Consider the following 20,699-nt stretch of genomic DNA (forward strand, 5'->3'; position numbering starts at 1 on the left):
CCGGTGCCTTTTCCGGCATCCGGCGACATTGCGCCCTCTAGGACGGTGACTTGAGGGCGGAGGTTCACTCTCCATCGGAAAGCTGAACCAAAGGACAAGGAAAGACAAGGAAAGAAAGGGCGGCGGGGGACAACCCGATGGGTCTTACGAGTAACAAGGTGCTGGCGTTGGTGGTGTTGTCCGCCGTGCTGCTGTTCATCGGCACGGTGTGGCTGTGGCCGAGGCTGGCACGTCGCGGCTGGCGGGCGGTCGGCGGCCGGATCGTGGTCCTGCTGGCCACGCAGGTCGCCGTCTTCGCGTCGGTCGGCCTCGCCGCGAACCAGGCCTTCGGGTTCTACGCCAGCTGGGCCGACCTCCTCGGCCGGGAGAACGGCCAGGGCGTGGTCGTCGACCACGACGGCGCCGACACCGGCGGGCCGTTGCGGGTCGTCGACACCCAGCAGGTGAACGTGGCCGGCGGCGCCCGCCCCACCATCGGCGGCCAGATCCAGAAGGTCGAGATCGTCGGCCGTACGACACGGATCGCGAGCCCGGCGTACGTGTATCTGCCGCCGGAGTACTTCCAGCCCGAGTACCGCACCCGCACCTTCCCCGCGGCCGTCGTCCTCACCGGCTACCCGGGCACGGCCGAGGCGCTCGTCAAGGGCCTCCACTTTCCGCAGACGGCACACAAGTTGGCCCGCGACGGCAAGGCGCAGCCGATGATCCTGGTCATGCTGCGGCCGACCGTGGCGCCGCCGCGCGACACCGAGTGCGTGGACGTCCCGGGCGGGCCGCGGACCGAGTCGTTCTTCGCCGAGGACCTGCCGGACGCCGTGGGTCACCACTACCGGGTCGGGAAGAAGCCCGGGAGCTGGGGGATCATCGGCGACTCGACCGGCGGCTACTGTGCGCTGAAACTCGCCATGCACCACCCCCGGGTGTACGCCGCCGGCGCGGGCCTCTCGCCGTACTACAAGGCGCCGCTCGACGCCACGACCGGCGATCTCTTCCAGGGGAACAGGACGCTGCGGAACGAGGCGGACCTCTTCTGGTATCTGAGGCACCGGCCGGCGCCGGACACCTCTCTGCTGGTCACCAGCAGCAAACAGGGGGAGACCAACTACAGGAACACGCTCGAGTTCATCGAGTTGGCGAAAGAGAAGCGGCCGACCCGGATCTCGTCGATCATCCTCGACAGCGGCGGGCACAACTTCAACACGTGGCGGCGCGAGATCCCGGCGACTCTGCAGTGGATCAGCGGGCGGTTGAGCGACCGGTGAGTGCGGGTGGCGAGGGCGACCGCCGAGTGAGAGCGGAGTGCGACCGCTGCGTGCCGACGGTGCGTGCCGTCCGTGCGTGCCGTCCGTGCTGCCCGTGCGTGCTGCCCGTGCGTGCGACTGCTGAGGGGTCTGTCGGCGGCGCGGCAATTCGTGGAATTCCCCCGTCTGGGGAAAGAGGCAGATGTGGCCAAGGCGTATCTGGATTCCCTCGGCTTGATCCAGTAAAGGAGTCGCCGGTGGGTGCCTTGGTGCCCTGGCCGTGAGGGAGCTTGTGAGGGCTTGTGAGAGGTGAGAGGGGCGGCTGAGTTTTTACGGCCCGGGGCACCATCATTCGCCTACGCGCGGTAAGTTTCTGGCCATGCCACGTGGACGTCACCGCCATTCACCACCTCTGCACAGGCTGCTGCCCCCCACGGCGATCGCAGGCGTCTCGCTCGTCTGCGCCCTCGGGCCCTGGGTGTTCACCGAGCCGTCGGTGCTCCGGGTCACCGCCGCCCTCGCCGCGGCGACCGCGGCCGTGGGCGCGGCGGTCATGCGCCGCTGGGACGTGGAGGCAGGCAAACGCGTCGCCGACCTCACGCGTGCGCGGGCGAGCGACGAGTGGCGTCACGAGGAGAAGGTCGCCGAGGTGGAGACCGACCTCGAGGAGTCGCGCGAGCTGCGCACCAAGCTGGAGCACAAGCTCCGGGCCAAGCGTGCGGAACTGGCCAACCTCCGCAACGAGCACGCCGCGCTGCTGCGCCGCTACGCCACCGCCGAGACCGAGCGGGCCAGCGCCCTGGAGGGCCGCCGCCTGCTGGAGATCGAGGCGACCGTTCCCGAGGGGGCGCGGGAGTTGGAGGCGGCCGGTTCGGACGCGGGTGCGGGTGACGGCGAGGGTGACGAGGCCACCGCGGTGGCCCAGGCTTCGCCGGTGCCGCCGCAGGGGGTTCCCTCACCGGGGGCGCCCTGGGCTTCGTGGGAGACGGCTTCCAAGGCTGCGGCCGAGGCGGCGAAGGCGGGGAAGACGGGGAAGGCGGGGAAGGGCGAAGCCGGGGGTGCCTCGGCCGATGCCGACGCCGATGCCGATGCCGATCCCGACGCCGACGGGGGTGCTTCTGCCGAGGGTGACGTCGACGGTGGTGCCTCGGCCGAGGCCGAGGGCTCCGGGGCGAAGGGGTCGGCCTCTTCGGTGTTCTCGCCGGCCGGTTCCTCGCTCTTCCTGCGCGCGAACTCGGCGTTGGACCGGATCATCACCCAGCGGGGCTCGGTGGAGGGTTCGAGGGAGACCGGGGCCGGGGCTGCGAGCGAGGGTGCGGCCGAGGCCGGTGGCGACGGGGTGGTCGCCCAGGCCGAGGCTGAGCCCGGGGCTGACGGTGAGTTCGCGGCTGGATCCGAGACGGAGACGGAGACGGAGACCGAGACGGAGACCGAGATCGGGATCGGGATCGGGATCGGGACCGCGTCGGGGTTTGTGCCCGAGCCCGAGCCCGAGTTCGGGGTTGCGGACGAGGCCGGTGCTGGTGCCGATGCCGTAGTCGAGTCCGAAGTGGCCGGTGCCGAGGAAGCGAGCGTGTCCTCGGACTCCGAGGTCGAGGGCGAGTTCGCCGACGACTTCGCAGACGGCTCCGGTGACGACCCTGTGGACGACGCCGTCGACGTACAGGTCGATCAGGTCGATGAGCCGGGCGAGACGTCCGTCGCCGAGCCGGACTCCGCCGAGTCCGCCGAGGCGACCGCCAAGGGCCAGGCATCGAAGGGTGGTTCCCCCAAGGGCCCTTCTCCCAAGGGTGACCCGGACGGGCCGACGGACGGGGGCACTCGGCAGGGACGTTCCGCCGAGGCGGCGGAGGAGCCGGTTCCGGTGCTCACCGCCGAGGAGGACGACGCGCTGGGGAAGTCCGTGGCGGCCCGTGGTCATGAGCGCGCGGCCGCCGGTCCCGTACCCGCGGTCTCCGCTCCGACACGGTCGACGGGGGTGGGCGAGCTGACGCGGGTGGAGCCGTCGGGGCGCGCGGGGCACGTGCGGCAGGCGGAGCAGGCCGCTCCGGCGCCGCTGCCCGCACTCCCGCCGGCGGGTCACTTCACGGTGCCCACGGCCGTGGCCGTGGTTCCTGCCGCGCCGCAGCGGCGGGCGGCCGTCGAGGGAGGGTTCGACTTCTTCGGTACGCAGAAGGGCGCGGACGCCCTGGAGGCCGTGCAGAACGAGGACCTCGCCGACGTGATCGGCCAGGAGGCCCTCGCGCTGCACAAGGCCGAGTCCGAGGCCCGGTTCAAGCGCCCCGACGAGGCATCCCGAGGCGTCGGCCAGGTCATCGACCTCACCGCCCACGACGAGACGGAACAGATCGACGTACAGGGCCTGCGCACGGCAGCGTCCTAGCCACGGGCGGCCGGTACAGCCGGCCGTCCCGGCCACCGCGGGCAGTCGTGCCGCTGGGGCGATGGGGGCACCTCCCGCTCGAACGAAGCCGAGAGTGGGGGAGGGTGGGCGCGGCGGCACCCCGCAAGCGCCGGTGAGCGAAACCGCCCTCCGCCCAGCCGAAGCCGCCGGGCGCCCACGCCACCCCGACCACCGGGCGCCCACGCCCCACCCCGGCCCCCGCACCGACGCAGCCCACCCCCCCGGCGCTACACCATCCACCGATCCGGCAGAGCCTCACGCCGCCCCGTCCGCGACCGTTCCGCCTGCGCACGCAGCAGCTCAGCCGCCTCCCCGGCGTCCCTCAGCCGCGCGGTCACGGTCTTGTTGGCGCCGGTGTCGACATGCACGTCGGCGAGACCCTTGGACCGCTGCCAGGGCCCCTGCGACAGCCGTACGCTCTGCACCTTCGCGTGCGGCACGAGATCGAGCCGGCGCCGCAGCAGCCCGTGCCGCGCCGCGAACACCGTGTCGCTGACGGCGAGCCCGTACCCCCGCCACCACAGCGGCACGCACCACCGCGCCCGCCCCGGCGGCCGTACGAGAGCCGCCGCGTCCGGCACGGCCACCCCCGGCAGCACACGCGCTATCACCGACTCGGCCACCTCGCGCGGCGCGACCGGTACGAGGACGGAGTTCGAGGAACCGGCCACGTCCAGCTCGACGCGGACCCACCCGCGGCGCCGCCACAGCAGCGGTTCGACGACGCGGACGGTCTGCACGCGGCCGGGCGGGACCGTTTCGTGGGCCCGGTCGAGGAGCCCGTGGTCGATGCGGAGCCCGTCGGGGGAGTCGCCGACCGTCCAGTCGTACTCCGCGACGAACCGCCCCACACTGCTCGCCCCGGCCGCGCCGAGCAGCGGCAGCGCGGTCGCGAGGACGGTCCACACGCTCTCCGTGACGAACCACAGCACGGACGGTACGACGACCGCGGCCACCAGGGTCGCCCAGGTCGCGCCGGTCAGGACGAGGGACATGGCCAGCACGCCGGCCGGGACCTTCAGAAGCCGCCGTACGGGCGCCTCGCCGACCTCGTGCGCGGTCTCCGGCGCGAAACCGGCCGCGCGGGCGAGGAGTTCGGCCCGCAGGGCGCCGGCGTGCGCCTCGCCGAGGTAGGCCAGCTCGTCCTTCTTGTCGGTGCCGACGACGTCGAGTCTGAGTTTCGCCACGCCCGCGATCCGGGCCAGCAGTGGGCGGGTGACGTCGATGGCCTGAATGCGCTCCAGGCGGATGTGGGCGGTACGGCGGAACAACAGGCCGGTACGGATGCGCAGTTCGCTGTCGGTCACCGCGAAGTGGGTGAACCACCAGGTCAGGAAGCCGTACAGGGCGGCGGCCGGGATGAACACACCGAGCCCGATCAGCAGGGTCGTCGTGTCGAGCCGCATCAGGTTCCGCTGCGCCCCGTCCGGATCGTGCACGGCCCACCCGATCAACACCGCCACCGGCGCCCAGGCCCGCCGCAGCGGCGTCACCGGATGCAGCCGATGCTCGACCACCGGCTTCTCACCCGTCCCGCCGTCGTCCTCGGCGCCCGCATCACCCGTCCCGCCGCGGCTCTCGGCGTCCGCCTCCGTTGTCCCGCCGTCGTTCTCGGCGTCCGCCTCACCCCGCCCGCTGCCGTTCTCGGCGTCCGCTTCCGCTGTCCCGCCGTCGTTCTCGGCGCTCGCCTCACCCCGCCCGCCGTGGTCCTCGGCGTCCGCCTTCGCTGTCCCGCCGTCGTTCTCGGCGTCCGCCTCCGCTGTCCCGCCGCGGCGCTCGGCGTCCGCCTCACCCGTCCCGCCGTCGTCCTCGGCGTCCGCCTTCGCAGTACCGCCGCCGTTCTCGGCCACGGAGGCCGATGCGGAGGCCCCCACCTCCGCCTTCCCGCCCGGCCCGGCCCCGGCCTCCGGCACCCCGCCCAGCCCGCTCACCGCCGCGGGCTCCGGCTCGCGCTCGGCCCCGTCCCCCGGCCTCTCCGCTTGTACCGCGTCGTCCGCTTCCTGCGCCGACACCGTCACAGCCCTGCCGATCGGGCCTCGCCCAGTTGCGTGAGGCGGTCGCGGAGGCGTTCGGCCTCGGCCGGGTCGAGACCGGGGATGCGGGCGTCCGTGGCGGCGGCGGCCGTGCGCAGCTGCACGCTCGCCAGGTTGAAGTGCCGCTCGACGGGCCCGGACTCCACCTCGACCAGCTGCATACGCCCGTACGGCACGACGGTCTCCTCCCGCCAGAGCACACCCCGGCTGATCAACAGGTCGTCCGCCCTTTCGGCGTACCGCCATGACCGCCAGTTCCGGCCCAGCATCGGCCAGCCCCACAGCAGCAGGCCGAGGGGCAGCAGCGCGAAGGCCGCCCACACCGGCTCCGCCAGCCAGCCCAGCAGTACCGCCGTACCGACGGTGATCGGCCCCAGCCACAACACCAGCAACAGCCGCCTCATCCGCAACAGCCCGGGCGGCAGTCCGGTCCAGACCGGCTCGCCCTCGGCGCGCTCGGCGCCGTCTTCCAAGGTCCCCGTCTCCATTACGCCAGCGTACGTACGACAGACTGTGTCCATGACTCCCCCGACGGAGACCCGAGAGACGACGGTCGGTATCGGCGGTGCCGCCGAGAGCACGGACATGGTGCTCAACATCGGCCCGCAGCATCCGTCCACGCACGGTGTGCTGCGGCTGCGGCTCGTCCTCGACGGCGAGCGCATCCGGCACGCCGAGCCGGTCATCGGCTATATGCACCGGGGCGCGGAGAAGCTCTTCGAGGCGCGTGACTACCGCCAGATCATCATGCTCGCCAACCGCCACGACTGGCTCTCCGCCTTCTCCAACGAACTCGGCGTCGTCCTCGGCGTCGAACGCATGCTGGGCATGGAGGTCCCCGAGCGCGCGGTCTGGATGCGTACGCTCCTCGCCGAGCTGAACCGGGTCCTCAACCACCTGATGTTCCTCGGCTCGTACCCGCTGGAGCTCGGCGGCATCACCCCGGTCTTCTACGCCTTCCGGGAGCGCGAGGAGCTCCAGAGCGTCATGGAGGAGATCTCCGGCGGGCGCATGCACTACATGTTCAACCGGGTCGGCGGCCTCAAGGAGGACCTCCCGGCGGGCTGGACCGCACGCGCGCGGGCGGCCGTCGCGGACGTCCGCTCCCGCATGGGTGTCTTCGACGACCTCGTCCTCGGCAACGAGATCTTCCGGGGCCGCACCCGGAACGTGGGCGTCCTCTCCCCGGAGGCCGTGCACGCGTACGGCGTCAGCGGCCCGATCGCCCGTGCCTCCGGCGTCGACTTCGACCTGCGGCGCGACGAGCCGTACCTGGCGTACGGCGACCTGCAGGACGTCCTGAAGGTCGTCACGCGCGACGAGGGCGACTGCCTCGCCCGCTTCGAGTGCCTCCTGGAACAGACCCACAACGCGCTCGCCCTCGCCGACGCCTGCCTCGACCGCCTCGCCGACCTCCCGCCGGGCCCCATCAACCAGCGCCTCCCGAAGGTCCTCAAGGCCCCCGAGGGCCACACCTACGCCTGGACCGAGAACCCCCTCGGCATCAACGGCTATTACCTCGTCAGCAAGGGCGAGAAGACCCCGTACCGCCTGAAGCTCCGCTCCGCCTCGTACAACAACATCCAGGCCCTCACCGAACTCCTGCCGGGCACCCTGGTGGCCGACATGGTGGCGATCCTGGGCTCGCTGTTCTTCGTGGTGGGGGACATCGACAAGTAGGACGGCCGTGAGGGCGTGAGGGCGTGAGGGCGTGACGGCCTGGATGGGCTGGACGGCCTGGGCCCCGTCGTTCGGCTCATGCCGGTGAGCGGGGCAGCGGGTCCGGAATCCCCACCGTCTGCAGCAGCCAGCCGAAGTCGCCCAGTCCGCCCGGCGCGGTCAGTTCGGCGGCCTCGCCCGCGCCCGCGAGGGCCCGTACGTACGCGACCGGGTCGGTGGTCGCGAGGGACAGCGGCGGACGGCCGGCGCCGACCCCCAGGGCGCGCAGGGCCTCCCGCTGGGTGAGCAGCCGTGCCCCCGGCAGCGCGCACGCGTCCAGTGCCACATGGGCGGTGATGTCGCACGACCCGTCCGGGACCGGCGAGGTCTCCCGCCCCTTCCGGAACCCCGTGAGCGTCCCGAAGGGCGGCCGGGAGCCGACGAGGTGCGCGTAGTCCACGGCGACGGCGAGTCCCCGCTCGACACCCGCCACGGCGGCGGCCCACGCCCGGTCCCTCGGCAGCCCGACCTCGGCCCGCAGCCCCTCCTCGGGGGCCAACGGCCACCACCGGCCCAGCCATCGCGCCTCCTCCCCGCCGACGGCCTCCCCGAGCCGCTCGCTCCCGTCCTGCCGTACGAGGACCAGCCGGGCCACACCCGCCGCGTCCACCTCGACGACCTCCACGGGCACGTTGTCCAGCCACTCGTTGGCGAACAGCAGCCCGGCGATCCCCTTCGGCGGTTCGGCGAGCCACTCGATGCGGTGATCGAGACCGGGTGGCCGCTCGGCCAGCTCGACGGCGTACGCGCGCGTGCGGGACGACACCTCGGCGGGGAGCGCGTCCAGCACCCCGCTCACCAGCTCCCCCCGCCCGGCCCCCATGTCGACGAACCCAAGCTCGCCCGGCCGTCCCAACGCCTCGTCCACCCGGCACAGCAACCGCGCCACGGCGGAGGCGAAGAGCGGGGAGGCGTGCACGGAGGTCCGGAAGTGCGAGGCGGGCCCCTCCGGCCTCCGGTAGAAGCCCTCGGGGCCGTACAGGGCTTCTTGCGTCGCGGCGCGCCAACACCGCCACGCCTTCGCCCCTTCACGGGCGCGGGGGTGTGACATGTGCGGCTCCGCCGTGTGGGCGTGACCGGCCGTGATGGACCCGCAGCCGCACGACGAGAGGTCCCCCCGAGCTCCCAGGCGATCCGTCATCACGCCAGGCTAAGCGGAACGGGGAGGGCGGCCTCCACCTTGGGGAGTACGTGGCCCGGTCACGGATCGGCCCTCCGGTTGACCCCGGCACACCGCCCGCTTCCCTACGCTGGGTTACGTGCAGCGCCTCTATGACTTCCTCCGCCGGCACCCGACATGGGTCGACAGCTTCTGGGCCGTCGTCCTGCTCGGGATGACCCTCGTCGGCGGAGCGATCGCCACGGACTACGCGAACGACATGAACGACACCGCGTTCGTGGTGATCTCGCTCGCGCTCAGTCTGTCGATCGCCCTGCGGCGCCGTATGCCCGAGAAGATGCTGATGCTGGCCGCCGCGGCGGGCTTCGCGCAGCTGATCCTCGACGTGCCGAGAATCCCGGCCGACTTCGCGATGCTCGTGGTCATCTACACGGTCGCGGCGAACGGCGCCCGCTGGGCCTCCTGGTTCGCCCTGGGCGGCGGCCTCTGCGCGGCGTCACTGGCGCAGCTGCGCTGGACCGAGGATCAGGTGAGCACGCTGGGGAACGCGGTGCTCGCGGTCGTCCTGACCGTGCCCTTCGCCCTGGCGTGGGTGCTCGGCGACTCCCTGCGCACCCGCCGCGCGTACTTCGCGCAGCTGGAGGAGCGTGCCGCCCGGCTGGAGAAGGAGCGCGAGGCGCAGGCCAAGGTCGCGGTCGCCGCCGAGCGCGCCCGGATCGCCCGTGAGCTGCACGACGTCGTCGCGCACAACGTCTCCGTGATGGTCGTCCAGGCCGACGGCGCCGCGTATGTCCTGGACGCCGCCCCCGACCAGGCGAAGAAGGCCCTGGAGACCATCTCCTCCACCGGCCGTCAGGCCCTCGCCGAGATGCGCCGTCTGCTCGGCGTGCTGCGCACCGGTGAGCACAAGGAGGTCGGCGAGTACGTCCCGCAGCCCGATGTCGAACAGATCGACGACCTCGTCGAGCAGTGCCGGGTGGCCGGCCTGCCCGTGGACTTCAAGATCGAGGGCACCCCGCGCCCGCTGCCCAGCGGTGTGGAGCTGACGGCGTACCGCATCGTCCAGGAGGCCCTGACCAACACCCGCAAACACGGCGGCCCGAACACCGGTGCGAGTGTCCGCCTGGTCTACTTCGACGACGGCCTCGGTCTGCTCGTCGAGGACGACGGCAAGGGCGCGCCCCACGAGCTGTACGAGGAGGGCGGCGCCGACGGTCAGGGGCACGGCCTCATCGGTATGCGTGAGCGCGTCGGTATGGTCGGCGGCACGCTGGACGCGGGTCCCCGCCCCGGCGGCGGCTTCCGGATCAGCGCCCTGCTGCCCCTGAAGCCCGCACACTGACACGGTCATGCCACTCGCTGGCATCTGTAGACCCGCTGTAGACCTGCTGTGGACACGGAAGAGGACCCGATGGCGATCCGCGTAATGCTCGTCGACGACCAGGTGCTGCTGCGCACCGGGTTCCGGATGGTGCTGGCAGCCCAGCCGGACATGGAGGTCGTGGCGGAGGCGGGCGACGGCGTCGAGGCCCTGCTGGTCGCACGGTCGACCGAGGTGGACGTGGTCCTCATGGACGTCCGTATGCCGAAGCTGGACGGCGTCGAGGCCACCCGCCGCATCTGCGCGGAGCCCGACCCGCCCAAGGTGCTCATCCTGACCACCTTCGACCTCGACGAGTACGCCTTCTCCGGGCTGAAGGCGGGCGCCTCCGGCTTCATGCTCAAGGACGTGCCGCCCGGCGAGCTGCTGGCCGCGATCCGTGCCGTGCACAGCGGCGACGCCGTCGTCGCGCCCTCCACCACCCGGCGCCTGCTCGACCGGTTCGCCCCGATGCTCCCGAGCACCGGCACGGAACCGAAGCACAAGGAGCTGGAGCGCCTCACCGAGCGCGAGCGCGAGGTCATGATCCTCGTCGCCCAGGGCCTGTCCAACGGCGAGATCGCCGCCCGTCTCGTCCTCTCCGAGGCCACGGTCAAGACCCACGTCGGCCGCATCCTCACCAAGCTGGGCCTGCGCGACCGCGTCCAGGTGGTGGTCCTGGCGTACGAGACGGGGTTGGTCCGGGCGGGAGGGCAGGGCTGAGGCCCCCCCCGGGGCCCACCGGTCCCGGCCGAGCCACAGGAGAGCGTGACTCCGGCGTCATCACGGCGCACTAGGGTGCCCGCATGCTCCTGTGGATCAACGGCCCCTTCGGGGGCGGCAAAACACAGACTGCGCACGAGATCCAACGGCGGCTGCCGGGCAGCGTCATCTGCGATCCCGAGCACCCGGGCTTCGGGCTGCACCGCATGCTGCCGCCCGAACTGCGAGGCGACTTCCAGGATCTGGCGGCCTGGCGGCAGGGCGTGGTCGAGGTCCTGGACCTCGCCCTCACCGAGCGGGACGGCGTGGTGATCGCCCCCATGACGGTCACCGATCCCGGCCACTTCGCGGAGACCGTCGAACGCCTGCGCGAACTCGGCCACGACGTACGCCACTTCACGCTCCTCGCCCGGCGCGAGACCGTGCTGAAGCGGCTCCGCGAACGCGGCTTCGGGCACCTCCTGCAGTACGTCGCCGGGAAGAACGCCCCGCTCCGCCGGGAGAGCTGGGCCGTCGAACAACTCGACCACTGCCTGGAACGGCTGCGGGAACCGGAGTTCGCCGAGCACCTGTGGACCGACCACTCGACCGTGCCCAGGACGGCCGACCGCATCGCCGTTCTGGCCGGCCTCCGGCTGCGGCCGAACAACGAGGGCGCGCTGCGGACCCGGCTGCGACAGGCGGCGGTCGGCGTACGGCACATCCGGTTCGACTGACGTCCCCGGTCCCGGTCCCGGCCCCGGTGGGCGGCCGGCCCCCTGCCCGAGCAGCCGTCCGGGACGTCGTTCTTCCCGCGCACGCCGCAAGCCGCCAACCCATCCGGCACCTATGCGCCCGCGACCTTCTCCACCAGCGCCACGAAGTCCGCCACGGCCCTCCGCACGTCCGCCGCCGTCCACTCCAGCGCGGCGGCCCGTACCTCGATCTCCGTGACGGCCAGCCCCGGCCCGCCCCGGTCCCAAGGGCGGGCGAAGAGCAGCGCGTTCGTCTGCTCGCCCTGGCGGACCGCGGCCTCGGCGACGACGTCGACCTCGTACGGCAGCCAGACCTGGAACTCGTTGGTGTGCGGCTCCTCGGGGTGCACCCGGGCCCACGGCACCCCCGCCGCGGCGAAGCCCTCGCGCAGCCCGGCGGCGACCACGCGCGCGTGGCGGACGTACTCCGGCAGCCGGGGCAGCTCGCGCTCCAGGCCGACGAGGGCGGACAGGGCGGTGGGGAACTGCTGGAAGAGCTGGCCGCCGTACCGGTGCCGCCAGGCCTTCGCCTCGTCGATCAGGGCCCTGGGGCCGGCGATCGCGGCACCACCGTAGGCGCCGAGGGACTTGTAGTACGAGACGTAGACGCTGTCGGCGAGGCCCGCGATCTCGTCCACGGGGCGACCGAAGTGGGTGGCGGACTCCCACAGGCGGGCCCCGTCGAAGTGGACCACCGCGTCCCGCTCGCGCGCCGCCTCGGTGACCTCCGTCAGCTCCTCCCAGGAGGGGAGTACGAAACCGGCCTCCCTGAGGGGCAGTTCGAGCATCAGCGCGCCGAAGGGCTCGTCGAAGCCGCGCACCTCGTCGGCGGTCGGCAGCCGTGGCTCGCTCGTCAGCCGGACCGGGCGCAACCCGCTGACCTGGCTGAACGCATGCCGCTCGTACATCTCGGGGTGGGCGAGCGCGTGCAGGGCGACGGTCGGGTTCCCGGTGCGGGCCGCCCAGCAGCGCAGGGCCACCTGCTGGGCCATCGTGCCGGCCGGGAAGAACGCGGCGGCCTCCATGCCGAGCAGCGCGGCGGTCCGCTCCTCCAGGGCCTCGACGACCCCGTTGCCGTACATGTCGGCCGTCTCGTCCAGGTCGTACACGTCCCCGGCCGAGTCCAGCAGCGCCAGCCGCTCCCGGAGCGTCGCCAGCGCGCTCGTCCGCGCCAGCACCCGCTCGGCCGCCCGATGGGCGGCCTGCCGCCGCTTGTACCGCAGAGCCGTCGGGGACTCCTCGGATGCTTCCTCTGCGGCGGTCGTCTCCGCCGTCTCCGCCGTTTCGCTCATCCCGGGATCATCCCCCGGCCCCGTCCCGCCCGGCACCCGCTTTTCGCGCCGGCGGCCCGCGTCCCCGGCCTCGCGAACGCGACCTGCGGAAACGGCCCACGGCAACCCACAGCCTGTGGACAACCGAACGCCCCTCGAACCAATCGCGTTAACATGACGAGAAATCGTCCGGTACCCAGAGCGGACTGGAACGGGAAGGCCTCCACCGAGTGAGTACATTCCAGCAACCAGAGCCGAAGGACCGCCCCGCGCGGCTCGCCGTCGGCGTGGTCGGCGCCGGCCGTGTCGGTCCCGCGCTGGCGGCGTCCCTACAACTGGCCGGGCACCGCCCGGTGGCCGTCTCCGGGGTCTCCGACGCCTCCCGGCGACGCGCCGCCGAGCTGCTGCCAGATGTGCCGCTGATGCCGCCCGCCGAGGTGCTGCGCCACGCGGACCTGGTCCTGCTGACCGTCCCGGACGACGCGCTGCCGGGGCTGGTCGAGGGCCTCGCGGAGACCGGTTCCGTTCGGCCGGGACAGCTCCTCGTGCACACCTCCGGGCGGTACGGCGCGAAGGTGCTGGACCCCGCGCTGCGGGCCGGCGCGCTGCCGCTGGCGCTGCACCCCGCGATGACGTTCACGGGAACCCAGGTGGACGTGCAACGGCTCGCCGGGTGCTCGTTCGGGGTCACCGCGCCGGACGAGCTGCGGATGGCCGCCGAGGCCCTGGTGATCGAGATGGGCGGCGAGCCCGAGTGGATCGCCGAGGAGAACCGCCCGCTCTACCACGCGGCCCTCGCCCTGGGCGCCAACCACCTGGTGACCCTGGTCGCCCAGTCCATGGAACTGCTGCGCACGGCCGGCGTCTCCGCCCCCGACCGCATGCTCGGCCCGCTGCTCGGCGCCGCCCTGGACAACGCCCTCAGGTCGGGCGACGCGGCCCTCACCGGCCCCGTCGCGCGCGGGGACGCGGGCACGGTCGCCGCGCATGTCGCCGAGTTGCGCGCGCACGCCCCCGCGACGGTCGCCGGGTATCTGGCGATGGCCCGCGCGACCGCCGACCGGGCCCTCGCCCACGGCCTGCTCAAGCCGGAGCTGGCCGAGGACCTCCTCGGGGTACTCGCGGGCGGGACGGACGGGACCACCGGAGCAGGCGGGACCGACGGGACCGAAGGGAACGCCCGATGACCACCACCGTGCTGCGCACCGCCGACGAACTGCACACCCGCGCGCGTGCGGGACGCCGCGCCGTCGTGATGACCATGGGCGCCCTGCACGAGGGCCACGCCACCCTGATCCGCGCCGCGCGCGAGACCGTCGGCGGCACGGGCGAGGTCGTCGTGACCGTCTTCGTGAACCCCCTCCAGTTCGGCGCGGGCGAGGACCTCGACCGCTACCCGCGCACCCTGGACGCCGACGTCAAGCTCGCCGAACAGTCGGGCGCCGACGTGGTGTTCGCCCCGACCGTGGACGAGGTCTACCCGGGTGGCGAACCCGAGGTCCGCATCACCGCGGGGCCCATGGGCGAGCGCCTGGAGGGTGCCGCCCGCCCCGGGCACTTCGACGGCATGCTCACCGTCGTCGCCAAGCTGCTCCACCTCACCCGCCCCGACGTGGCGCTCTACGGCCAGAAGGACGCCCAGCAGCTCGCCCTGATCCGCCGCATGGTCCGCGACCTGAACTTCGGCATGGACATCGTGGGCGTGCCGACCGTCCGCGAGGACGACGGCCTGGCCCTGTCCAGCCGCAACCGGTATCTGTCCACCGAGGAGCGCCGTACGGCCCTGGCGCTCTCGCAGGCGCTGTTCGCGGGCCGCGACCGGCACGCAGCGCAGGAGGCGCTGCGCGCGCGGGCCCGCGAGGTGCCCGCCACGCGCGCGCGTGCCGAGGCCCTGAGCGCCATCGGCGAGTCCCGCGCGGCGGCCGACGCGCACGCCATGGCGAAGTCCGCGCCCGGCGGCCCGGCCGCCGTCCGCGCCGCCGCCCGCCTGGTCCTCGACGAGGCCCTGCGCATGAAGCCGCCGATCGCCCTGGACTACCTGGCCCTGGTCGACCCGTCCGACTTCACCGACATCCCCGACGACTTCACCGGCGAAGCCGTCCTCGCCGTCGCGGCCCGGGTGGGGACGACCCGGCTGATCGACAACATCCCCCTGACCTTCGGAGCCGCCTCGTGACCAGCACAGGCATACGACTGCACGCGCCCGCACCGGGATGGTCCATCGCCGCCGACGTCGTGGTCGTCGGCTCGGGCGTCGCCGGCCTCACCGCCGCGCTGCGCTGCGAGGCCGCCGGCCTCCGTACGGTCGTCGTCACCAAGGCCCGTCTCGACGACGGCTCCACCCGCTGGGCCCAGGGCGGCATCGCCGCGGCCCTCGGCGAGGGCGACACCCCCGAACAGCACCTGGACGACACCCTGGTGGCCGGCGCGGGCCTGTGCGACGAGGAGGCCGTACGGCTCCTCGTCACCGAGGGACCCGACGCCGTGCACCGCCTGATCGCGACCGGCGCCCACTTCGACGAGTCGGAGGAGGGCGGCCTGGAGCTGACCCGCGAGGGCGGCCACCACCGCCGCCGCATCGCCCACGCGGGCGGCGACGCCACCGGCGCGGAGATCTCCCGGGCCCTCGTCGAGGCCGTACGCGCGCGCGGCCTGCGCACGGTCGAGAACGCGCTCGTCCTGGACCTGCTGACCGACGCCGACGGCGGCACCGCCGGTGTCACCCTGCACGTCATGGGCGAGGGCCAGCACGACGGCGTGGGAGCCGTCCACGCCCCCGCCGTGGTCCTCGCCACCGGCGGCATGGGCCAGGTCTTCTCCGCCACCACCAACCCGTCCGTCTCCACCGGCGACGGTGTGGCCCTCGCCCTGCGCGCGGGCGCGGAGGTCTCCGACCTCGAATTCGTCCAGTTCCACCCGACCGTGCTGTTCCTCGGCGCGGACGCGGAGGGCCAGCAGCCCCTGGTCTCCGAGGCGGTACGCGGCGAGGGCGCCCACCTCGTCGACGCCGACGGCACCCGCTTCATGGTCGGCCGGCACGAACTCGCCGAACTGGCGCCCCGGGACATCGTCGCCAAGGGCATCATGCGCCGCATGCAGGAGCAGGGCACCGAACACATGTACCTGGACGCCCGGCACTTCGGCGCCGACATGTGGGAGCACCGCTTCCCGACGATCCTCGCCGCCTGCCGCGCCCACGGCTTCGACCCGGTGACCGAGCCCATACCGGTCGCCCCGGCCGCCCACTACGCCTCCGGCGGCGTCCGCACCGACTCCCACGGCCGGACCACCGTCCCCGGCCTCTATGCCTGCGGCGAGGTCGCCTGCACCGGCGTCCACGGCGCCAACCGGCTCGCCTCGAACTCCCTCCTGGAGGGCCTGGTCTACGCCGAGCGCATCGTCGCCGACATCGCCGCGGCCCACGCCGGGAACGGCCTCCACGCGCGCGTGCCCCAGCCCGTCCCGTACGCCGAGCAGCCCGCGCACCCGCTGCTGGCCCCGGAGATACGGTTCGCGATCCAGCGGACCATGACGCAGGGCGCCGGCGTCCTGCGCTCCGAGACCTCCCTGGCGACGGCCGCCGCGACCCTGGACCGGCTGCACGCCGACGCCCGCGGCGCCCTCGCCGAGAACGGCAAGACGGCCGAGCCCGGCGTCGACACCTGGGAGACCACCAACCTCCTGTGCGTGGCCCGGGTCCTGGTCGCCGCCGCCCGGCTGCGCGAGGAGACCCGCGGCTGCCACTGGCGCGAGGACGAGCCCGACCGCGACGACGCCGCCTGGCGCCGCCATATCGTCGTACGGCTGAATCCGGACCGGACGCTCGCCGTACACACCACCGATACCGCAGACTTCCCCCCGACCCGGCAGCACCAGCAGGAGCAGTGACAGACGTGAGCACTCCCGACCTTCCCCTCGCCCAGAGCGGCGGCTGCGGCGACGGCTGCGCCTGCGGCGCCGACGACGGCCTCAGCGAGGAATATTTGGAGTGCGGGCTCGATCCCGCGCTCGCCCAGCTCCTGGCCGACGCCGGACTCGACCCCGTGGAGGTCGAGGACATCGCCAACGTCGCCATCCAGGAGGACCTCGACCACGGCGTGGACGTGACCACGGTCGCGACCATCCCCGAGGACGCCCGCGCCACCGCCGACTTCACCGCCCGGGAGGGTGGCGTCGTGGCGGGCCTCAGAATCGCCGAGGCGGTCCTCTCGGTGGCCTGCTCCGACGAGTTCGAGGTCGAGCGGCACGTCGACGACGGCGACCGTGTCGAGGACGGCCAGAAGCTCCTCAGCGTCACCGGCGCCACCCGGGACCTCCTCACCGCCGAACGCAGCGCACTGAACCTGCTGTGCCGCCTCTCCGGCATCGCGACCGCCACGCGCGCGTGGGCGGACACGTTGGAGGGCACCAAGGCGAAGGTGCGCGACACCAGGAAGACGACACCGGGACTCAGGTCCCTGGAGAAGTTCGCGGTCCGCTGCGGCGGGGGCATCAACCACCGCATGTCGCTGTCCGACGCGGCCCTCGTCAAGGACAACCACGTGGTCGCCGCGGGCGGCGTCGCCCAGGCCTTCGAGGCCGTGCGCGAGATGTTCCCCGAGGTGCCCATCGAGGTCGAGGTCGACACCCTCCACCAGCTCCGCGAGGTCGTCGACGCGGGCGCCGACCTGATCCTCCTGGACAACTTCACGCCCACCGAGTGCGAGGAGGCCGTGGCGATCGTCGACGGCCGCGCCCTCCTGGAGGCCTCGGGCCGCCTGAGCCTGACCAACGCGAAGGCGTACGCGGACACGGGCGTCGACTTCCTGGCCGTCGGGGCCCTGACCCACTCGTCCCCGATCCTGGACATCGGCCTCGACCTGCGCGCGGCCGAGTAGGGACGGGGACGGGCCATGCTGCTGACGATCGACGTGGGCAACACCCACACCGTCCTGGGTCTGTTCGACGGCGAGGACATCGTCGAACACTGGCGCATCTCCACGGACGCGCGCCGCACCGCCGACGAACTGGCGGTCCTCCTCCAGGGCCTCATGGGCATGCACCCGCTCCTCGGCGAGGAGCTGGGCGACGGCATCGACGGCATCGCGATCTGCGCCACCGTCCCGTCCGTCCTGCACGAGCTCCGCGAGGTGACCCGCCGCTACTACGGCGACGTCCCGGCCGTCCTCGTCGAGCCGGGTGTGAAGACCGGCGTCCCGATCCTGACGGACAACCCCAAGGAGGTCGGCGCCGACCGCATCATCAACGCCGTCGCCGCCGTCGAGCTGTACGGCGGCCCGGCCGTCGTCGTCGACTTCGGTACGGCCACGACGTTCGACGCGGTCAGTGCGCGCGGGGAGTACGTCGGCGGCGTCATCGCCCCCGGCATCGAGATCTCCGTCGAGGCGCTCGGCGTCAAGGGCGCCCAGCTCCGGAAGATCGAGGTCGCCCGGCCGCGGAGTGTGATCGGCAAGAACACGGTCGAGGCCATGCAGTCCGGCATCATCTACGGGTTCGCGGGTCAGGTCGACGGGGTCGTGGGCCGCATGGTCCGGGAGCTGGCCGACGATCCCGAGGACGTGACGGTGATCGCGACGGGTGGGCTGGCGCCGATGGTGTTGGGCGAGTCCTCGGTGATAGACGAGCACGAGCCGTGGCTGACGCTGATCGGGTTGCGGCTGGTGTACGAGCGGAACGTCTCGCGTCTCTGAGGAGTTTGCGCCCCCGCCGCCCCTACCCGTCCCGTCCCCGGGGCTCCGCCCCGGACCCCGTTCGCGCAGTTCCCCGCGCCCCTGAAAAGGGGCGCGGGGAACTGCGCGAGAAGCCCCACCCACCCGCACCCGACAACCCACCCCCCCTCGGGGTCGAAGGGGCAGCGCCCCCGGGGGACGGGACGGGTAGGGGCGGCGGGGGCGAGGCAGATCCGCCCACGCGGGTGGAACCCCGGCGCCACGCGCTGTCCGCGCATCTCTTTTGTCTGATTAGCGCGTATCGTCGCCGCATGCCCACGCCCCACGGAACCCGCGGCGGCATGGCGTTCGGCGCTGACGAGCTGCGTGTGCTCCGTCGTGCCCTCGCCCTCGCCCTCAACCCCAGTCCCGCCTCGGCCCAGGAGGTGCAGGACTGCCTCCGGCTCGCCGAGTCCGTCGACGAGGCGACCCGCGAGGACGCCCGTCGGAGGGCCTTCCTGCTGGCCGACCTCGCCCGCTACCGCGCCGCGCTCCCCGGCACGGTCACGGGGTACGCGGCGCTCCTGGCGGAGGCCCTGGACGCCGGGTACCGCCCCCACCCGGACGACCTCGCCGCCCTGCGCGCCCTGCGCGGCAATCCCACCGCCGCGGCCCTCCTGGAACGCTGCCGTCCGCTCGCCGAACAGGACGTGCGCGCCCGTTTCGCGGGGCGCGCGGCCACCTCGGCGGTGGTCGTCCCGGCCTCCCGCTCCGCCTCCGGCCGCTCCCTGCTCCGGCTCACCGCTCTCCCCGGCGGCCTGTCGGAACCGGGCACACACGCGCGTGCCGCCGCCGGAGAGCCCGCCGAGCCCAAGCCCGCCCGCCCGTCCCGTCCCGCCGAGCCCGCCGAGAAACCCGGCCCGGTCCCTCGTCCCGACGCCCCGCGCCCCGCCCGCCGTCCCATCCCCACCCCCGGCGAGGTCTTCCCGCCCAAGCGGAAACCGGCCGCCCCACCCGCGAACCCGCCCCGACAACTGGCCGCCGTCTAGCCCTGGCTACCCTGGACCCATGGACTACGTCTCCGCGCTGCTGCCCCCCTTCGTGATGGCCGTGCTGTTCATCGCCGTCATCAGGGTGATCGTGAAGACCCAGGGCGGCCCCAACAAGGCCAAGGAGGACGCGGTCGTCGACGCGGCGCTCGCCCGCGCGGAGAACGCCCGGCAGGCCACCGACACCGACCGCAGGGGCACCGGCGCCTGACGCGACCCGCCCCATCGGCGTACGACTCGTGTGTTTTTCGAGTCGTACGCCCTTTTTGTTCAACTTCTCCGGATATGGTGCGGAACTGTGCCTCGCCCATTGGGAGAACTCGAAGACGCGGTCATGACGCGGGTGTGGAAGTGGAACCGCCCGGTGACGGTTCGGGAAGTCCTGGAAGATCTTCAGCAGGAACGGTCCATCGCCTACACCACGGTGATGACCGTTCTGGACAATCTCCATCAGAAGGGCTGGGTGCGCCGGGAGGCGGAGGGCCGGGCCTATCGATATGAGGCGGTCTCCACTCGCGCCGCCTACTCGGCCGCACTGATGAACGAAGCCTGGTCGCAGAGCGACAACCCCGCGGCCGCTCTCGTCGCCTTCTTCGGGATGATGAGCGAGGAACAGCGACAGGCTCTCACCGACGCCGTACGCATGGTGCAAGGCCCCGAGCCCGTCAAACCCGAACCGGCCGCGCCCGCCGCCCCGGCCGGCGAAACCCCTGTTGAAACCGTCGCCGAATCCGTCGAAACGTCCGGCGAAACACAGGGGACCCCCGGCGAATCCCCCGATCTCCCCGGGCGATAGCGTCCGCTCATGCCAGCAACGAGTCCTGAAGTCACCGCAAAAGCCATCACCGTCAGGCGGGCTCGGACCAGCGATGTCCCGCATGTGCGCCGCCTCCTCGACTCGTTCGTCCAGCGCCGCATCCTGCTCGACAAAGCGACGGTCACGCTTTACGAGGACATCCAGGAGTTCTGGGTCGCGGAACGGGGCGCCGGCTCGGACGCGGAGGTCGTCGGCTGCGGTGCGCTGCACGTGATGTGGGAAGACCTCGCGGAAGTCCGCACTCTCGCGGTGGACCCGGACGCCAAGGGTCTCGGCGTCGGTCACCAGTTGCTGGAGAAGTTGCTGCACACCGCTCGTTGGCTGGGTGTTCGCCGGGTTTTCTGTCTGACCTTCGAAGTCGAGTTCTTCGCGAAGCACGGCTTCGTGGAGATCGGTGAGACTCCGGTCGACACCGATGTCTACGCGGAGCTGCTGCGTTCCTATGACGAGGGCGTCGCGGAGTTCCTCGGTCTCGAACGAGTGAAACCGAACACCTTGGGCAACAGCCGGATGCTTCTGCATCTGTGATCGCGGACGGATCCGCTAGGGATCCGCTACGGATCCGCTAGGAACCCAGGGT

General features: G+C 72.7%; 19 protein-coding genes. 15 read left to right on the forward strand and 4 right to left on the reverse strand.

The window, feature by feature from the left end; genetic code table 11:
• Positions 1-137: 137 nt before the first annotated feature.
• The gene (locus tag OG202_RS28260; RefSeq protein WP_327728339.1) at positions 138-1,262 is read left to right on the forward strand and encodes an alpha/beta hydrolase; all 1,125 of its coding nucleotides are present in this window, start codon (positions 138-140) and stop codon (positions 1,260-1,262) included.
• A 358-nt stretch (positions 1,263-1,620) separates the two neighbouring features.
• Positions 1,621-3,624, forward strand: coding sequence for a hypothetical protein (locus OG202_RS28265; RefSeq protein WP_327728338.1), 2,004 nt, complete (start codon positions 1,621-1,623; stop codon positions 3,622-3,624).
• Between the two features lie 248 nt (positions 3,625-3,872).
• Here OG202_RS28265 and OG202_RS28270 read toward each other — a convergent pair whose 3' ends face one another.
• Together OG202_RS28270 and OG202_RS28275 are read right to left on the reverse strand one after the other, a co-directional pair.
• Positions 3,873-5,162, reverse strand: coding sequence for a PH domain-containing protein (locus OG202_RS28270; RefSeq protein ID WP_405896088.1), 1,290 nt, complete (start codon positions 5,160-5,162; stop codon positions 3,873-3,875).
• Between the two features lie 497 nt (positions 5,163-5,659).
• Positions 5,660-6,166, reverse strand: coding sequence for a PH domain-containing protein (locus OG202_RS28275; RefSeq protein ID WP_327728336.1), 507 nt, complete (start codon positions 6,164-6,166; stop codon positions 5,660-5,662).
• A 31-nt stretch (positions 6,167-6,197) separates the two neighbouring features.
• On the opposite strand from OG202_RS28275, the gene OG202_RS28280 reads away from it, so the two are divergent.
• On the forward strand, positions 6,198-7,358 hold the full coding sequence (locus tag OG202_RS28280) for an NADH-quinone oxidoreductase subunit D (RefSeq protein ID WP_326579361.1): 1,161 nt from the start codon (positions 6,198-6,200) through the stop codon (positions 7,356-7,358).
• Between the two features lie 76 nt (positions 7,359-7,434).
• Here OG202_RS28280 and OG202_RS28285 read toward each other — a convergent pair whose 3' ends face one another.
• On the reverse strand, positions 7,435-8,448 hold the full coding sequence (locus OG202_RS28285; protein WP_327728335.1) for an SAM-dependent methyltransferase: 1,014 nt from the start codon (positions 8,446-8,448) through the stop codon (positions 7,435-7,437).
• A gap of 208 nt (positions 8,449-8,656) precedes the next feature.
• On the opposite strand from OG202_RS28285, the gene OG202_RS28290 reads away from it, so the two are divergent.
• The 3 genes from OG202_RS28290 to OG202_RS28300 all read left to right on the forward strand — a co-directional run bounded on the left by OG202_RS28290 (position 8,657) and on the right by OG202_RS28300 (position 11,316).
• Positions 8,657-9,859 carry a sensor histidine kinase gene (locus OG202_RS28290; RefSeq protein ID WP_326579357.1) on the forward strand — a complete coding sequence of 401 codons (1,203 nt, stop codon included), beginning with the start codon at positions 8,657-8,659 and terminating at the stop codon, positions 9,857-9,859.
• Between the two features lie 69 nt (positions 9,860-9,928).
• Positions 9,929-10,600 carry a response regulator transcription factor gene (locus OG202_RS28295; RefSeq protein ID WP_326579355.1) on the forward strand — a complete coding sequence of 224 codons (672 nt, stop codon included), beginning with the start codon at positions 9,929-9,931 and terminating at the stop codon, positions 10,598-10,600.
• Between the two features lie 83 nt (positions 10,601-10,683).
• On the forward strand, positions 10,684-11,316 hold the full coding sequence (locus tag OG202_RS28300; protein ID WP_327728334.1) for an AAA family ATPase: 633 nt from the start codon (positions 10,684-10,686) through the stop codon (positions 11,314-11,316).
• Positions 11,317-11,426: 110 nt separating this feature from the next.
• Here OG202_RS28300 and OG202_RS28305 read toward each other — a convergent pair whose 3' ends face one another.
• Positions 11,427-12,626: a threonine aldolase family protein gene (locus OG202_RS28305; RefSeq protein ID WP_328223798.1), complete on the reverse strand. Its 1,200-nt coding sequence runs from the start codon at positions 12,624-12,626 to the stop codon at positions 11,427-11,429.
• Between the two features lie 209 nt (positions 12,627-12,835).
• Here OG202_RS28305 and OG202_RS28310 point away from each other — a divergent pair, with 209 nt between their 5' ends.
• From OG202_RS28310 to OG202_RS28350, 9 genes are all read left to right on the forward strand, one after another.
• On the forward strand, positions 12,836-13,792 hold the full coding sequence (locus OG202_RS28310; protein ID WP_326579349.1) for a Rossmann-like and DUF2520 domain-containing protein: 957 nt from the start codon (positions 12,836-12,838) through the stop codon (positions 13,790-13,792).
• On the forward strand, positions 13,789-14,781 hold the full coding sequence (gene panC, locus OG202_RS28315; RefSeq protein ID WP_327728332.1) for a pantoate--beta-alanine ligase: 993 nt from the start codon (positions 13,789-13,791) through the stop codon (positions 14,779-14,781). Before OG202_RS28310 ends, panC begins: the two co-directional genes overlap by 4 nt.
• Positions 14,778-16,493, forward strand: a complete 1,716-nt coding sequence (locus OG202_RS28320; RefSeq protein WP_326579345.1) for an L-aspartate oxidase — start codon at positions 14,778-14,780, stop codon at positions 16,491-16,493. The genes panC and OG202_RS28320 overlap by 4 nt, the downstream gene beginning before the upstream one ends.
• A 5-nt stretch (positions 16,494-16,498) precedes the next feature.
• A complete protein-coding gene (nadC, locus tag OG202_RS28325; RefSeq protein ID WP_326579343.1) occupies positions 16,499-17,482 on the forward strand; it encodes a carboxylating nicotinate-nucleotide diphosphorylase in 984 nt (327 codons plus the stop codon).
• Positions 17,483-17,497: 15 nt separating this feature from the next.
• Positions 17,498-18,295, forward strand: coding sequence for a type III pantothenate kinase (locus OG202_RS28330; RefSeq protein ID WP_326579341.1), 798 nt, complete (start codon positions 17,498-17,500; stop codon positions 18,293-18,295).
• 320 nt (positions 18,296-18,615) lie between these two features.
• The gene (locus OG202_RS28335; RefSeq protein ID WP_327732152.1) at positions 18,616-19,302 is read left to right on the forward strand and encodes a hypothetical protein; all 687 of its coding nucleotides are present in this window, start codon (positions 18,616-18,618) and stop codon (positions 19,300-19,302) included.
• 19 nt (positions 19,303-19,321) lie between these two features.
• A complete protein-coding gene (locus tag OG202_RS28340) occupies positions 19,322-19,513 on the forward strand; it encodes a hypothetical protein (protein ID WP_326579338.1) in 192 nt (63 codons plus the stop codon).
• Between the two features lie 123 nt (positions 19,514-19,636).
• Positions 19,637-20,098: a BlaI/MecI/CopY family transcriptional regulator gene (locus OG202_RS28345; protein WP_327732151.1), complete on the forward strand. Its 462-nt coding sequence runs from the start codon at positions 19,637-19,639 to the stop codon at positions 20,096-20,098.
• A gap of 9 nt (positions 20,099-20,107) precedes the next feature.
• Positions 20,108-20,647, forward strand: a complete 540-nt coding sequence (locus OG202_RS28350; RefSeq protein WP_326579334.1) for an amino-acid N-acetyltransferase — start codon at positions 20,108-20,110, stop codon at positions 20,645-20,647.
• Positions 20,648-20,699: the final 52 nt, after the last annotated feature.

Source organism: Streptomyces sp. NBC_00310, from assembly GCF_036208085.1.
In the GTDB taxonomy this organism is placed as follows: domain Bacteria; phylum Actinomycetota; class Actinomycetes; order Streptomycetales; family Streptomycetaceae; genus Streptomyces.